Source organism: Methyloligella solikamskensis, assembly GCF_042676065.1.
GTDB lineage: Bacteria > Pseudomonadota > Alphaproteobacteria > Rhizobiales > Methyloligellaceae > Methyloligella > Methyloligella solikamskensis.
The window spans coordinates 1,405,759-1,420,530 of record NZ_JBHTJO010000001.1 but is presented as its reverse complement, the minus strand read 5'-3'; the positions used below and the strand labels follow the sequence as shown (position 1 = coordinate 1,420,530).

At 64.9% G+C, this 14,772-nt stretch carries 15 protein-coding genes; 6 read left to right on the top strand and 9 right to left on the bottom strand.

What is annotated here, in order from left to right; all coding sequences use genetic code 11:
- Window position 1: 1 nt before the first annotated feature.
- Entirely contained in the window at window positions 2-3,328 is a 3,327-nt protein-coding gene (locus ACFQ2F_RS06910) for an autotransporter family protein (protein ID WP_379087678.1), read from the top strand.
- Between the two features lie 206 nt (window positions 3,329-3,534).
- Complete coding sequence (locus ACFQ2F_RS06905; RefSeq protein WP_379087675.1) at window positions 3,535-3,915, top strand: winged helix-turn-helix domain-containing protein; 381 nt, start codon at window positions 3,535-3,537, stop codon at window positions 3,913-3,915.
- Window positions 3,916-3,931: 16 nt separating this feature from the next.
- On the opposite strand, the gene ACFQ2F_RS06900 is transcribed toward ACFQ2F_RS06905, so the two are convergent.
- From ACFQ2F_RS06900 to ACFQ2F_RS06885, 4 genes are all read right to left on the bottom strand, one after another.
- Window positions 3,932-4,543: a hypothetical protein gene (locus tag ACFQ2F_RS06900; protein WP_379087672.1), complete on the bottom strand. Its 612-nt coding sequence runs from the start codon at window positions 4,541-4,543 to the stop codon at window positions 3,932-3,934.
- Between the two features lie 98 nt (window positions 4,544-4,641).
- Window positions 4,642-6,129, bottom strand: a complete 1,488-nt coding sequence (locus tag ACFQ2F_RS06895; RefSeq protein WP_379087669.1) for a caspase family protein — start codon at window positions 6,127-6,129, stop codon at window positions 4,642-4,644.
- A gap of 25 nt (window positions 6,130-6,154) precedes the next feature.
- Window positions 6,155-6,661: a peptidoglycan-binding domain-containing protein gene (locus tag ACFQ2F_RS06890; RefSeq protein ID WP_379087666.1), complete on the bottom strand. Its 507-nt coding sequence runs from the start codon at window positions 6,659-6,661 to the stop codon at window positions 6,155-6,157.
- A 139-nt stretch (window positions 6,662-6,800) separates the two neighbouring features.
- Window positions 6,801-7,430, bottom strand: coding sequence for a glutathione S-transferase family protein (locus ACFQ2F_RS06885; protein WP_379087663.1), 630 nt, complete (start codon window positions 7,428-7,430; stop codon window positions 6,801-6,803).
- 226 nt (window positions 7,431-7,656) lie between these two features.
- Between ACFQ2F_RS06885 and ACFQ2F_RS06880 the strand changes: the two genes are divergently transcribed.
- Together ACFQ2F_RS06880 and ACFQ2F_RS06875 are read left to right on the top strand one after the other, a co-directional pair.
- Complete coding sequence (locus tag ACFQ2F_RS06880; protein ID WP_379087659.1) at window positions 7,657-8,406, top strand: DUF1045 domain-containing protein; 750 nt, start codon at window positions 7,657-7,659, stop codon at window positions 8,404-8,406.
- A 66-nt stretch (window positions 8,407-8,472) separates the two neighbouring features.
- Window positions 8,473-8,715, top strand: coding sequence for a hypothetical protein (locus ACFQ2F_RS06875; protein WP_379087655.1), 243 nt, complete (start codon window positions 8,473-8,475; stop codon window positions 8,713-8,715).
- Window positions 8,716-8,762: 47 nt separating this feature from the next.
- Here the strand turns inward: ACFQ2F_RS06875 and ACFQ2F_RS06870 are convergent, their stop codons facing one another.
- Together ACFQ2F_RS06870 and ACFQ2F_RS06865 are read right to left on the bottom strand one after the other, a co-directional pair.
- On the bottom strand, window positions 8,763-9,203 hold the full coding sequence (locus ACFQ2F_RS06870) for a hypothetical protein (protein WP_379087652.1): 441 nt from the start codon (window positions 9,201-9,203) through the stop codon (window positions 8,763-8,765).
- 87 nt (window positions 9,204-9,290) lie between these two features.
- Window positions 9,291-9,686, bottom strand: a complete 396-nt coding sequence (locus tag ACFQ2F_RS06865; RefSeq protein WP_379087650.1) for a hypothetical protein — start codon at window positions 9,684-9,686, stop codon at window positions 9,291-9,293.
- A gap of 291 nt (window positions 9,687-9,977) precedes the next feature.
- On the opposite strand from ACFQ2F_RS06865, the gene ACFQ2F_RS06860 reads away from it, so the two are divergent.
- Window positions 9,978-10,865: an NAD(P)-dependent oxidoreductase gene (locus ACFQ2F_RS06860; protein ID WP_379087647.1), complete on the top strand. Its 888-nt coding sequence runs from the start codon at window positions 9,978-9,980 to the stop codon at window positions 10,863-10,865.
- Here the strand turns inward: ACFQ2F_RS06860 and ACFQ2F_RS06855 are convergent.
- The 3 genes from ACFQ2F_RS06855 to ACFQ2F_RS06845 all read right to left on the bottom strand — a co-directional run bounded on the left by ACFQ2F_RS06855 (window position 10,862) and on the right by ACFQ2F_RS06845 (window position 12,864).
- Window positions 10,862-11,341 (bottom strand): Lrp/AsnC family transcriptional regulator, encoded by a 480-nt coding sequence (locus ACFQ2F_RS06855; RefSeq protein ID WP_069095349.1) that lies wholly within the window; start codon window positions 11,339-11,341, stop codon window positions 10,862-10,864. The genes ACFQ2F_RS06860 and ACFQ2F_RS06855 overlap by 4 nt on opposite strands.
- Before the next feature lie 110 nt (window positions 11,342-11,451).
- Window positions 11,452-12,075 (bottom strand): uracil-DNA glycosylase family protein, encoded by a 624-nt coding sequence (locus ACFQ2F_RS06850; RefSeq protein WP_379087644.1) that lies wholly within the window; start codon window positions 12,073-12,075, stop codon window positions 11,452-11,454.
- 45 nt (window positions 12,076-12,120) lie between these two features.
- On the bottom strand, window positions 12,121-12,864 hold the full coding sequence (locus tag ACFQ2F_RS06845; protein ID WP_379087641.1) for an MBL fold metallo-hydrolase: 744 nt from the start codon (window positions 12,862-12,864) through the stop codon (window positions 12,121-12,123).
- 260 nt (window positions 12,865-13,124) lie between these two features.
- Here ACFQ2F_RS06845 and ACFQ2F_RS06840 point away from each other — a divergent pair, with 260 nt between their 5' ends.
- Window positions 13,125-14,723 carry a sensor histidine kinase gene (locus ACFQ2F_RS06840; RefSeq protein ID WP_379087638.1) on the top strand — a complete coding sequence of 533 codons (1,599 nt, stop codon included), beginning with the start codon at window positions 13,125-13,127 and terminating at the stop codon, window positions 14,721-14,723.
- Window positions 14,724-14,772: the final 49 nt, after the last annotated feature.

Sequence of the window (14,772 nt, the reverse complement as noted above, 5' to 3'; positions counted from 1 at the left end):
GATGAGTAATAATGTGTTCCGTCGGCACGGTATGCCGGCGGCTTTTGTTTATGGTGTTTCCGGCGGCCTCGGACTTCTTTTTAGTCCCGACCCGGCGGCATCCGCCACTTTCACGGTCGACAGCCAAACCAGCTTCTATAACGCGATGCAGGCCATCGCGCTTGACCGCTCCAGCAGCCACACCATCAATATCACCAGCTCCTTCACCATGTCCGGCAACGTGGCGCCGGTCGTGCTGGATGACGGGCGAAGCCTGACCATCAACGGCAACGGCTTCACGATCGACGGCAACGATCAGTATCGGCCGTTCTTCGTGTCGTCCTCCTCCCCCACCACGGGCGGCGGCCCCACGGTCACCATCAGCGAACTCAATATCGCGAACGGTGCCGGCATCGGCGGCAACGGCTCCGGCGGCGGCATGGGTGCGGGCGGCGGCCTGTTGGTCGATCAGAACACGACCGTCATCCTGGATATGGTCAATTTTTCAAGCAATTCCGCGACCGGCGGCGCAGGTAGTACCGCGCCCGGCATCGGCGGCGGCGGCCTCGGCGGTAATGCCGGCGCCAACACCGAAAGCGGCGGCGGCGGCCTTTATGGCGACGGCGGCAACGGCGGCGGCGATGCCGGCGGCGGTGGCGGCGGTGCCCTCGGCGACGGCGGCAACGCGCTCCTGTCCGAAGGCGGCGGCGGCGGAGGCGGCTTCTTCGGCGACGGCGGCGACGCGGCCCAAGGCGGCGGCGAAGGCGGCGGTCTCACTGTGAACGGCAATAGCGGCAGCGGCACCGACGGTGGTGCAGGCGCCAGCGCAGAAGGCGGCGACGGCGGCGATACAGGCCAAGACGGCCAGACGAGCCAAGGCTTCGGCGGCGGCGGCGGCGGCGGCGGCACCGGCGGAAGCGGCGGCAATGGCGGCTCGGCCGCAGGCATCGTCGGTGGCGGCGGTGGCGGTGGCGGCGACGACGCTGCCGGCGGCATCGGTGGCTATTTTGGCGGCGGCGGCGGCGGTGACGTCCTCAGCGCAGCCGGCAATGGCGGCGACTTCGGCGGCGGCGGCGGCCAGGAAGAGAATCCTGCCGGCGACGGCGGCTTTGGCGGCGGCGGCGGCGGTGCGTCCTCCGGCCGAGGCGGCGATGGCGGCTTCGGCGGCGGCGGCGGCTCCTCCGAGACCGGTTCGGCGTCCGGTGCCGGCGGCTTCGGTGGCGGCGACGGCTCCACAACGGGCGGCGGTGGCGGCGCGGCCTTCGGCGGCGCGGTCTTCGTGCGCGAAGGCGGCACCCTGATCGTCCGTGGTAGCGGCACCATGAGCGGCGGCCAGGTCACCGGCGGCTCCGGCACTGGCGGAGGCGAAGACGGCCTGGCGCTGGCAACCGGCATTTTCCTCCAGAATTCAACGGTCGAGTTCGCGCCCGGCAGCGGTGACACCCAGACCATCAACGACGGTATCGGCGACGACACGGGTAACGGCTCCAACCGCGGCTCCCTCGTCAAGTCCGGCGCGGGTGAAACGATTCTGAGCGGAACCAACACCTATACCGGCGACACGACCGTCGATGACGGCACCCTGACGGTGAACGGCTCGATCACGTCCGATGTTCGCGTGAACAGCGGCGGCACCCTTTCCGGCATCGGTTCGGTTGGCGCGGTCTCCGTGCTCGGCGGCACCATCGCGCCGGGCGGCTCGTCCATCGGCACCATGCGGGTAAACGGCAACTTCCTGCTGGATTCGAACTCAACCTATAACGTCAACGTCGATTCCGCCGGCAACAGCGACATGATCGTGGTCGTCGGCACCGTGGATCTGACCGGTTCGACCATGAATGTCCTGGCACAGGGCTCGGGCTACACCGGCAGCACGACCTACAAGGTCATCGACAACGATGGAAGCGACGCCATTGTCGGCAAGTTCGGCACGGTGAAGACCAACTACGCCTTCCTGACGCCGAGCGTGAATTACAATGGCGGCACCGGCAACGATGTCGAGCTGACGCTCGAGCGCACCACCTCGACCACGCCTGCCGGCGGCGGCGGCGGCGGCGGCGGTGGTGGCGGCACTGGTGGCCTGCCTCCTGGTGGCGGTGGCTCCGGTGGTGGCGGCGGCGGCGGCGGCGGCACCACCTATGTGAGCTTCTGCTCGGTCGCCAAAACCTCCAACCAGTGCAACGTGGCGCAGACCCTGGATGGCTTCCCGACCGACAACGAGCTCTTCCTGAACGTGCTGTTCCAGACGGCGGAAGGCGCCCGCATGGCGTTCGACAACCTGTCCGGCGAGATCCACGCCAGCACTGTCGGCGTGATCGCCAACGACGCCCGCTTCGTGCGCGATGCGATCATGGGACGTCTGATGCAGGCGGGCTACTACACCCGCAATGGCGGCATCGGACCGCTGGGCATCGGCGGGCCGCGCATTGCCACCATGTCGGGACCAGCCGCTCAGCCGACCTACGATTACGGCTATAACGGCTACAGCGCTCCGCAATACCTCGCGCCGGCCAACCAGCCCCAGCCGGTCACCTTCTGGACCCAAGGCTACGGTTCCTGGGGCGACTTCTCAGGCAACCGGAACGCGGCTTCTATCGATCGCAATCTCGGCGGCTTCGTCTCCGGCTTCGATGCGGATATCGGCGGCGGATGGCGGGCCGGTATCGCGACGGGCGCCTCCTTCTCGGATCTGAGCGCAAGCGCGCGCTACAGCACCGCGGAGGTCGAGAGCTACAATCTCGGCGGCTATCTCGGTGGCATGATGGGCAGCTTCGCCCTGCGCAGTGGCGCCATGTATGCCTGGCACGGCATCGAGACCACCCGTCTGGCGGCCTTCCCCGGCTTCTACGAGAAGGAGAAGGCGGACTATAACGGCCACAGCTCGCAGGTCTTCGGCGAGGTTGCCTACCCGGTCTATCAGAACGACATCGCCTTCGAGCCTTTCGCAGGCCTGGCTTATGTCTCGGTGGATACGGACGGCTTCCGCGAAAGCGGCGCGCTCGCCGGGCTGCGCAGCAACGGCAACAGCCAGGACACCGGCTACTCCACCTTGGGCATGCGCGCTGCCGTGACCATGGATTGGGATGGCTGGCTGGTGACGCCGCGGGCCTCGATCGCCTGGCAGCACGCCTTCAGCGATCTCGATACCAACGCCAATCTGGTCTTCCAGAGCACGGGCCTCGGCTTCGGCGTGAACGGCGTGGTCCTGGCGGAGGATACCGCCCTGCTCGATCTCGGAATGGATTTCGCCCTGGGCGAAAACACGGAAGCCGGTGTCTCGTATATCGGCCAATTCGGCGACGGGGTCACGGATAACGGTGTGAAGGGCCAGTTCACCTGGCGCTTCTGATCGTTTCCCGATCCCCACCCTGCAAACTTAAGGGCCGCTCAATCGAGCGGCCCCTTTTTTTGCGCGACCGCTCTTGGACTCCCTGCCCTTTCGGCCGTCAGGCTCGGACATCGTCTACGTACCGAACGTCCCGCCGCCTCCGGAGGACGGTCCAGGACTGCGCTGCTATAGTTCGCCGCCCGAAGGACCGAAACTGGACCAGCAGCGTGAGCGGCAACTCAGCACAAACGAAGACCAAGCCCGCGAAGCCCTTCCCGCGCCTGCGCATCCCCATGGGCGACGGGTTGGTCCTCGGGCCGGGCAAGGTTGAGCTGCTGGAAGCCATCGACCGGACCGGATCGATCTCCGCCGGCGGCCGCGAAATGGGCATGTCCTACCGCCGCGCCTGGCTTCTGGTGGACGCCCTGAATCACATGTTCGCCAAGCCGCTCATCCTGACCGCGACCGGCGGGTCGCGGGGCGGCGGCGCGCAGGTGACCGAAGAAGGCCGCGCAGTGGTTCAGGCGTATCGCCGGGCCGAAGAGCGCGCCAATGTGGTCGTCAAGGAAGAGCTCGCCGCCCTGCCCCTGAAGGCACGGCTGAAATAGCGAGACGCCTTTTGGCTCACTCCGCCTTGGCGCTGACCCAGCGCTGGCCGCACGCGCCCTGCAACGCGGCCTGGGCCCGCAGGCTCGTAAGAGCGTCGGACTGAGGCAGGCCGCGCGCCTTAGCGAAGCGTCCATAGGCCGCCGAAGTGGCCTTGCCCCCTTCCCCGTCGATGGCCCCTTCGTAGAGACCGAGGGACGACAGGCAGTCTTGCGCTCGTGCGATCTTCTCCATGCCGGCGGCCGGATCCTCTGGCGCTTGCACAGCCTGCGCTGGGGCCTTCTTCTCCGGAAGCGCGCCGGTCGTCTCCGGCGGCAACGCGGAGGTCACAGCGGGGCTGTCGTCCTTGGATGTCTCCGCCAACTGGCCCGCCTCCATGGGCAGGCACTGCCCCCATTGCTTGCTGTAGCCGGCCTTGATGCAGATGCATTTGTCGAGGCCGCGGGAATAGGTCCACGGATCGGCGCAGGCCGTTTCCCCGGCCCGGGCCAGCCGGGTCATCCGCTCCATGAGGCTGTCGGCTTGGCCGCTGGCCGGCGCGATAACGGCGGCAAGCAGCAGACAGGCGACCCCGGCAGCGCCTGCACCAAGCAGGCGCGAGACGGATGCGCGCAAAGAGAAGCAGGACATGAATCACCCCCGGAAAGACGCGTTAACGCTTTGTTAACCGTCAGCTTAGGGGCAAAATTGCAGAAATGCCAAGGGGTTCGCAGCGAACTAGGGACCGCCTACTCCGCCGGCGACGAAGCGCCGGGCCCCGTATAGATCGGCAGGATGCCCACTTGGGCCTTGGCCTCCGGCGGCAGAGCGTCCTGAATCGCAGCGCGCAGATTTTCCGTCTTTCCCGACGCCTCCATGCCCTTCAGAGAATCGTGAAGCCCGGTGAGCGGCGTATCGGAGAAGATCACGATGCGGTGGAGCGCACCGTCCGGCCCATCGCTCACCTGAAACATCTGGTGGATATGGCGCCGGTTCTGGGGCTTATCGGCCAGCTCTGCATTGGCGGGCATGATCGGCGCGACATTCCCTTTGGGTCCGAGATCGAAGACCGTGAGCATAGGATAGCGACCGGGCAAGATCTCGATCTGCGCCCGCGCCCCTGACTGCAACCGCGCTGGCCCGCTCACCAGATCCGTATGCACCGGGCCCCGCGCGGTCCGCGCTACCAGCCAGTCGAGCGTCGACCATTTGGCGAGCGCATTACCAAGGGCGTCCGCATCGACGCCGCTCGCCACCACACCGCCGATGCGGTGGGTGAGGATCTCGTCGGCCACCGACCAGATCAGCTCCGCGTCTTTCGGATCCTCGACGATCTCCACATCGGGAAAGTCGCCGATCACCGCCGCCTCGCCGCCGACCACGGCAAGACGCAAGGGGGTCTCCGCCAGCGCTTCATTGGATCCGCCTGCGCCGGTTGGAAAAAGCGTCATGGGCCGAGAGCGGCGCGGCAGAACCTGAACCTGCTGCTGTCCCTCGGTGAGCGCACCGACGGCGAGCGGCAGATAGACGGCGAGTTCGTGATCGCTGAGGAGCCCGTCGGAATCCTCCTCCGCCGCACCGGAGAGCGCCTGGACGAAAGCCCAGCTCAAACCGCCGCGGGTCCCGTCACCGATCCGAAGCTCGGGCACGGCTTTGCCGGCGGGCGCGCCGTAGGCAAACGTGGCTTTGGAGAAGTCGTTTTCCGGCTGAACACCACTTTGAGCGGATTCGCCCGACGTCTCGCCGGATTGGCGCAAGCCCACGAGATCTTTGGGATAAGGCCGTTCAAGCCCGCCGGCGAAACTGGCATCGCCGATGAAGAGCAGCTTCACGCCCTTCTCTTCCGCCGCGCGCGCCCAATCGAGAACAGTCTTGCGCGGAAGCGCCCCGCCATCGCCGAAGAGATAGACGGGCCCGTTCTCTCCAAGATCGCCCTTGCCGGCGAAAGAGAGCACGATGACGTCGCCATAGTCGGCGCCATCCAAGAGCGCCGTCCACGCGCTTTTCACGGAATCTACGCTGGCCTTTTTGCCCGTGAGGAGATCGACCTTCGCAGCCCCCGCATCGTCCAGCCCGGCAGCGATGGCCTTCGCATCGGCCACCGCGCCGTGGAGGTCTCCGCGGTCATAGTCGTCGACCCCGATCGCCAGCCCATAGGTGGCCGCGCGCGCCGCTGTCCCACTCACCAAGAAGGCGGCGAGCAGAACAGCGGCGAAGGCGAAAGGTCGGAAGGACATGATGTTGGCGAGGCGCCGGTCTCGGCTAGCCGCCGCGGGAATACATGTGATCCAGCAGCGACGGCGACGGCCGTCCGGTCACGGGCAGCCCATAGGCGTATTGATAGTTCCGGATCGCGCTGCTGGTGCCCGGCCCCATCACGCCGTCGATGGGACCCGGCCGATAGCCGAGACGGGTCAGCGCCGCCTGAGTGTCCGCCACGAGCTGACCGCCATAGGCCGGCGGGGGCGGAGGCGGCGCGGCATAGGCCCGGCGGCGGTTGCTCTCCCGCTCCAGAGCGCCCACCGCGAGACCGGCACCGGCACCGATGGCGGCACCCTTGCCGATGCCATCGCTACCGCCCGCGATACCGCCGATCACGGCGCCGGCGACACCGCCTTGCACGCCGCGTTTCAGAATTTGAGCCGAGGCCGGGTTGGGCGCCAGCAGTCCGGCGAGCGCGAAGGCGACAGCCACCACGGACGCCAGCTTCGCAATGCCAGCAAAGCCGGGGAAACATGAAGCAGCAGGATCAATCGCCGCTCTTTTCATATCTGCACTCCTTCTAAGCGTTGCGGAGCGCCCGCGCGTAAGATGCGCAAACCGCTCCTTCATCCTCGGCATCGGATACCTACAGTTGTCTTTTGCCCATGCTACAGCATCGTGAAGCGCCAATGAAGCGGCCCCCAGCTTACGGCATGGGGATCCCCTCCTCGCGCTCGGGCACGAACCAGCCGCGCTGCACCGCAGGGCGCTCCGCGATCTCCCGGTACCAACGCACGACATTGGGATAGTTTTGTGGCTCGATGGCCTGGCTCTCGTAGCGGGTCGCCCAGGGCCATATAGAGATGTCCGCCACCGAATAGTCGCCGGCAACATAGGGACGATCGGCGAGCCGCTTATCGAGGACGCCCCACAGCCGCGCCGCCTCGCCTGCGTAACGCTCCTCGGCGTAATCGGATTTGCCCTTGTTGTAATAGAGGAAATGGTGAGCCTGGCCGAGCATCGGCCCGAAGCCGCCCATCTGCCACATCAGCCACTGCATCACCTCCCATTTCGCGGGGCTCTCCTGGGGCCACAGCTTGCCGGTCTTCTCGGCGAGATAGAGCAGAATGGCACCCGACTCCATCAGCGCCAGATCGTTCTCCGTATCCAGGATGGCCGGGATCTTGTTGTTGGGCGAGATGGCGAGGAATTCAGGGTCGAACTGCTCATCCTTCAGGATGTTGACCGTGTGCACATTGTAGGGGAGTCCGACCTCCTCCAGCATGATCGAGACCTTCTGCCCGTTGGGCGTGCTCCACGTATAAAATTCGATCATTCGGTCTCCTTTCTCACCTGTTCTTTCTTGCCCGTTCTTAGGCGCACCGATACCGCCGCCGGCCCTTGTCTGGCGCCGGCGCCAGAGCCTCCTTCATCAAGCCTTCACCCATCGGCCCCGATCTCGCCCAGAACCTGTCGCCGCCTTGCCATAGCCGCGCGGTATGAAGGGAAGGAGGCCAGCGATTTGGGGAAACCAAAATCGCGAAAACGAGGAAGGAAGCGTCATGTTGAACCATGCGGCGGTCGAATACGACCCACAAGATGCCCCACTGCCGCGGCAGGCATGCGCCCGCTACGGCATCTCTTTCACCCCCAAGCCAAACACCGCGCTGGCAGCCTTCAGCCGATCCTGGTTCGGCTATGCCGGCGGCGGCTCCACACTGCATGCGTTTTCCGGCGCAGGGCTCAGCACCCATGGCGGCGCCAAGGTGCCCGCCATGCCGGGCAGCTATCCCGGTCTGCACGCCATGCTCAAGGCGCCCTTCGCGCTCCGGCCAGGCAAGGGACCGGATGCGCTGCGCAGCCGGCTGAAGAGCTTCGCCAAGCGCCGCAAGCCCGTGGCGACAGGGCCGCTCACCCTCACTCGCGAGGGGCGCTATCTGGTGCTCCGGGCCGAGCAGGTCGACCCAGCGCTCGACTGGCTCGCGGCCCAATGCGTCAGCGGCTTCGATGGCTTTGCCGACGACCGTCAGCCGGTCCAGCCGAACGAGCGGGACGTCCGCACGCTCAACCCCTATCAGCGGCTCTTGCTGGAAAGCTTCGGCGACGCGAACGTCATGAGCGAATTCCGCTTCTGCCTGCGGCTAACCGGCCCCATGGAGCCGGCGCAAATCGAGCAAGTCGCGGAGGCTCTCGCGCCCGTGCTGGAGCACATCTGCTCCGAGGGCATCGAGATCGACGCCCTGTCCCTGCTCGGCGATCCCGGCGGCCGCTCGCCGCTGCGGCTTCTGAAGCGCTACCCGCTCGGCGGCTGACCACAGTTCTGACACAGCTCTGCCCGATGCTTTGAGTCGGCTGGGGTCAAGGACGGGGGTCCGAAAATGCCGGATTACGGAGAAATATTGGCTTTCCTGGCGGCGAATCCGCCCTGCCTCGAGGCCGAACGCGAACTGCACGCCTCCCTGCTCGAGCTGCTCGCCCAATGTCTGCGGTCGGAGCAAGGCGTCTGCGATGAGGCGTCGACCGAGTTCGGTGCGACAGAGGCAGAGTTCGGCGAGGACGGCAACACCGACATGCTCGACGCCCTCGCGGGCCAGCACATGCGCTCCGGCAAAATCCACTAGACGACGCTTCGGCCTGCGGGGCCCTGCCCCGCGGCTTTGTTATCTGATCAAGAGCCCGGCTTCGGCTCCTTGGTGAGCTCGTGATAGGCCTTACGCGCCTTCCGGATATTCCGCTGCGGCCAATCCTTGAAATAGACCAGGGACGTGCCGCTGGAGAAGCAGTAGAGCTTACCGTTCTCGTCGCGCCAGTTGAGCGAGCAATCCGCCTTAATCAGATCGCCGGCCATCAGCCCGACCGGATCGTAGCTGTCGAACTCGCCCTTCACGCCGTGGGGAACGACGGCCTTCCAAATGCCGGTATCCGTGGAGCGCACTTTCGGCGGCTTCGGATAATCGGTCTTGTTGTCCAGGATCTCATACTCACGTTGCGCGGGCGTAGCCTGCTCTTCGACAGGATCACCAGCCAGCGCAACCGGCCCGGCGAAGCCGATCAAAAGACAAGCGGTCCCTGCGCACAGGGCGGTCCGTTTCCATCTCTGGAGCGTCATATCCATCTCCCATTTCCTCCCCTTATAGGAGGAGAATGCGGGAGCGGATTACAAGGTTGCTCCTGATCTTAGCGCAGCCGCCAGTGCTTAGGACTGGGGAGGTACGTTCTCCGACAGGGTCGTCCAGGCCTTGCGCGCCTTCTCCACATTGGTGTGCGGCCAGTCCTGGAAATGCCCCAGGGACGCGGTGCTGGCGAAGCAGTAGAGCTTGCCATCCTCATCCTGCCAGCTGATCGAGCAGTCGGTCTTGATGAGGCTTCCGGCAATCAGCCCGATCGGATCGTAGCTCTCGAACTCGCCGTTCACATCCTCAGGGACGTAGTGGGTCCACATTCCACCTTCGAAGCCGGAATGCATGGCGAAACGCTCAAGGGCGGCCGATTCGACGCGTTTCAGCTCGTCGGCCGCGGCCCTTCCCGTTGTGGCACCGAAGGCGATGCCCAGAAGAGCCAGACTCAAAACCCAACTCGTGCGGTTTTTCATAGCAGCCTCTCTTTCGTGCGCGGCCTCCGTGATCGGAAAACCCGCCAAGAATGTTGCACTGCAAAAGAAATGATGCGCCTTTTTTGGCGTTGCGCAAGAGGGGGCGATGCGTCAAAACATTCGCAAAAACAATTCTATAGATCGATAGGTCAGGCTTATTGACCTAAAAACCCAAGCATATTAGGTGCATAGCAGCATGATCTTCATGCGCATTGGCCACAGCCCATGTGACCTCGCGGCAACAGGTCGCGGTGCTTGGAAAGCGGAAAATGTCGGGGCAGAGTGGCGCCCATGACCAAAACCACTCCGAAAATCGCCTGGATCGGCCTCGGCGTCATGGGCTTTCCCATGGCCGGCCACATCAAGAATGCTGGCCACGAGGTCACCGTCTATAACCGCACTGGTGCGACCGCAGAGCGCTGGGAAAAGCAGTATGGCGGCCGCTCAGCCCCCACGCCCAAGGCTGCCGCGGAAGGCGCCGATATCGTGCTCGCCTGCGTCGGCAACGACGACGATCTCCGCCAGGTCACCCTTGGCGAGGACGGCGCTTTTCACGGCCTCGGCAAAGGCGCGATCTTCGTCGACCACACCACGGCTTCGGCCGAGATCGCCCGGGAGCTTGCCGAAGCAGCCAAGGAAAAAGGCGCGGGCTTCCTGGATGCGCCGGTCTCAGGCGGTCAGGCGGGCGCGGAGAACGGCGCGCTGACCGTGATGATCGGTGGCGAGGAAGCGGATTTCGACCGCGCCAAGCCCGTCATCGACACCTACGCCAAGCAGGCGACCCTGATCGGGCCCGCCGGCGCCGGCCAGCTTACCAAGATGGTCAATCAGATCTGCATCGCAGGCCTCGTCCAAAGCCTGTCCGAAGCGCTCCATTTCGCCGAGCGCGCCGAGCTCGATATCCCCAAGGTCATCGAGACGATCTCCAAGGGCGCCGCCCAATCCTGGCAGATGGACAATCGCTGGGAGACCATGAGCAAGGGCGAATTTGAATTCGGCTTCGCCGTCGACTGGATGCGCAAGGACTTCGCCATCCTGCTCGACGAGGCCCGGCGCAACGGCGCCCAGCTCCCCGTGGCCGCTCTGGTCGATCAGTTCTACGCCGATGTGCAGAAGATGGGCGGCGGCCGCTGGGACACATCCAGCCTCATCGCCCGGCTATCGCGGGATAGCGACTAAGCCGGCTCGGGCACCGCATAGGCGAGCGGCAGCGACGTGGTGAACTTGATCTGCTCCATGGCAAAGGCCGAACTCACCTCGGTCAGCTCGATCTGAGAGATCAGCTTTTTGTAGAACGCGTCGTAATGCTCGATATCGGGCACCACGACCCGCAGCAGGTAATCCACCTCGCCGCTCATGCGGTAGAACTCGACGATCTCCGGGAACGCGCTCAGCACGCCGTGGAACTGGTCCAGCCAGTCCTGGGCGTGATGGCTGGTGGTGATCGAGACGAACACCGTGACCCCGACATTGACCTTCTTGGGATCGAGCACCGCGACCCGCCGTTGGATCACGCCGTTCTCTTCCAGCTTCTGAATGCGCCGCCAGCACGGCGTGGTGGACAAGCCGATCCGCTTGCCGATTTCGGCGACGGGAATGGTGGCGTCCTCCTGCAGGATCTCCAGGATCTTGCGGTCCATTCGGTCGAGGGTCATCAGGGGCCCGATAAAAAATTTCTCAATCCTGAGGGGAATAGCGCGCCTACGCGCAAATGAAAAGGCGCAACAGCCAATCCATTAGATTATTTTTCTAACCGCACGGCGCGCTACAGCAACGCCCGCACCTCGCGGCGAAGTACCGGCAGCAGCTCATCCTCGAACCACGGGTTCCGCTTCAGCCAGGCATTGTTGCGCCAGGAGGGATGCGGCAGGGGCAGGATACGCGGGCCTTCAGGCCGGTTCAGGTGATCCCGCCAGGCGAGCATGGTCTCCTGCAGGGTCTTTCCGGCCCGCTCCTCCAGATGCCAGTGCTGGGCATAGGAGCCGACCGCGAGGATCAGCTCCAGCCCGGGCAGCGCATCGAACACGCGCTCATGCCAGAGGGCGGCGCATTCCCGGCGCGGCGGCAGATCCCCACCCTTGGCATCCTGTCCGGGAAAGCAGAACCCCATGGGCACGATGGCCACCCGGCGCTCGTCGTAGAACTCCTCCGGCGTGACGCCCATCCACTCGCGCAGTCGATTTCCAGACGGGTCCGTGAAGGGCTTGCCGGACGCATGCACACGGGTGCCCGGCGCCTGGCTGCAGACGCCCAGCCGCGCCGTGGCGCTCGCCCGCAGGACGGGCCGCGGCTCATGGGGGAGCGGACGCCGCGCCGGCGTCTCGACGCAATAGCGGCACTGCCTGATTTCGGCCAGCAGCCGCTCCAGCTTCGCGCTTTCCGGTGTCATCTCGGCTGTCGTGTCCTCCCGCATCCAGGAGATCAACGCGTGACTTTAAAGATCGATCACCATGCCGTCCTCGGCGGCAGCATAGCGCTTTCCGTCCACCGAGCCTGCATGGTCCATCATGTCCTGGCTCATATGGGTCAGCAGGATCTTCTTTGCACCCAAAGCCTCGAAATTCCCATCGATCGTCTTGAAGTCGAGATGCACCGGATTGGGCTGATCGAATTGATATGATTCGCAAATGAAGAGGTCTGCGCCTTCCGACGCTTTCGGAAGATTATCGCTCCACGTCGTGTCCCCGCTGAAGGCTAGAATCTTGCCGTTTGTCTCGAAGCGCAGCGCATAAGGCGGCGCGCCGGAAGGGTGCTCCACCTCGTAGCCGGTGACCGTGACGCCATTCGTGGTGAGGGGTTTCCCCTCCTCGATCTCGACGAATTTCAGATCGAAGGCGCGTTCCCGCTTCGTGGCACCGGGATAGAGCGCTTCCGCCGCCGTGACGAACCGCTCCTCCAGCCCCTTGGGTCCGATGATGGTAAGCGGCGCCGTCCGCCCGCTGCGATGATTGGCGTCGATCAGGAGCCAGGGCAGCCCACCGAAATGATCGCCGTGAAGATGGGTGACGTAGACGGTGTCGATCTCGTTGGGGGCGAGCCCGAGGCGCTGCAGGCCAATAAGACTCGACGCGCCGCAATCGATCAGGAAGCAGCTTTCCGGCGTGCGAACGTGAAAACAGGTGTTCAAGCGCCCGCCCGACCCGAAGGCGTCGCCACAGCCGACAATCGTCAAATGCATGGTCCTCTCCAATATAGAGCCCTGCCCGGACCTGAAATAGCCGGCCCGGCGATAAGCGTCGCCTCCCTTGAACGGTATGGCACGCTTGAAGGGCGAAGACGAGGCGTGCCAGCCCGGCGCGAAAGTAAACGCCGCGTTAGGGATTTTCACCCCATAGTTCGCAACTGATTTGCGGCAACCCCTGACCAGGCCGCTGGTCGGGGGCTCTTGGGGTGCTTTTTCGTGTCAGTTTCATTCCGTCCGGTAAAGGCGTAGCGGCCATGAGTGTTACCGCGTCAGCCGAAAACCGCGCAGCCGCCACAGCTGCGGCCAACGCCAAGCGACGGTCCTCGCGCAGCGTCCAGGAAGCGCGCGAGAAGCTCACCTATAAGAGCGGCTTCAAGCCCGAGTTCGATTACGACCTGCTGCTGATGTTCGTGAAGAACGAGCTCGCAGCCGCGCTCACCACGCCCCTGCTGGCCATCATCGTGGCCATGGGCATGATGTTCTGGGCGCCGGTCACACCGCTCATCTACTGGCTCGGCATGGTCTTCGTGTCGAAGGCCATTCTGCTCATCCTCTGCCGCCAGTTCGCCAAAACGGTGAAGGGTGAGGTCGACACCGCCCGGTGGCGGGCGAAGATCACCGCGGCAGAATTCTTCTACGGCGTCTGCTGGGCGAGCGTGGTGTTCATCAACGCAGACACCCAGAGCGAATCCGCCCACACCTTCATCTTCGCTTCCGTGCTGGTGGTCATCTCGATGCGCATGCTGTTCGCATCGACCAACATGTCCATCGTCTACGCAGGCACGCTTCCCATGACGGCGGCGCTCGTCGTGCGCTTCGTGCTGCTCGACAACCCGTTCTACTGGGCCATGGCGGCCATGGCGGTGGGCGTGCACATCTATTTCATCTGGCTGATGAACGGCGTGAACAGCACCGTCCTCGCCATGCTGGAGTTCCGGGCGGAGAAGGACGCCCTGATCGCCGAGCTGGAGCAATCCAAGGCGATTTCCGACGATGCCCGCTTCCGGGCCGAGGAGGCCAATGTCGCCAAGTCCCGCTTCCTGGCGACCATGAGCCACGAGCTGCGCACGCCGCTGAATGCGATCCTCGGCTTTTCGGAAATCATGCGGGCGGAGATTCTCGGGCCGCATTCGAATCCGTCGTACAAGGAATACGCCAACGACATCCATCACAGCGGCCAGCACCTCCTCAATCTCATCAACGAGGTGCTGGATATCAGCCGCATCGAGTCCGGCCGCTATCAGCTTCACGAATCCGCCGTCGCCCTCACCGACATCGTGGAGGACTGCCACCGGCTGGTGCGCGTGCGCGCGGAGAACAAGGGGCTAAAGATCAAGGAGATCTTCGAGCCCGACCTGCCCGAGCTTTGGGCCGACGAGCGCGCTATCCGCCAGATCTGCCTCAACCTGTTGTCCAACGCCATCAAGTTCACGCCGCCAAACGGCACCATCACCCTGACCATCTCGGAGACCGAGAGCGGTGGGCAGTTCCTGAGCGTGCGCGATACCGGGCCCGGCATCCCGGAACACGAGATCCCGCGGGTGCTGCAGAGCTTCGGCCAGGGCTCCCTTGCCCACGAGACGGCCGAAGGCGGCACCGGGCTCGGCCTGCCCATCACCAAGGCGCTGACCGAGCTTCACGACGGTACGTTCGAGCTGAAGAGCAAGCTGCGCTACGGCACCGAGGTGACCATCGCTTTCCCGCGCAAGCGCCTCGCAGAGGCCCTGCCCCGCATCGAGGAGCCGGGCGAGAAGCGGCGCCAGGAAGAAGAGGAAGCCGCGGCCGCCCAAGCCGACAAGCAGGAGCGGAAACGTCCCTGGCTCTGGCAACAGCACGCCCGCCGTTCCGCCTAGCAGCGGCGCAGGCGCGGCAATGCACGGCCGCGTTGTGCTCGGCTATTTC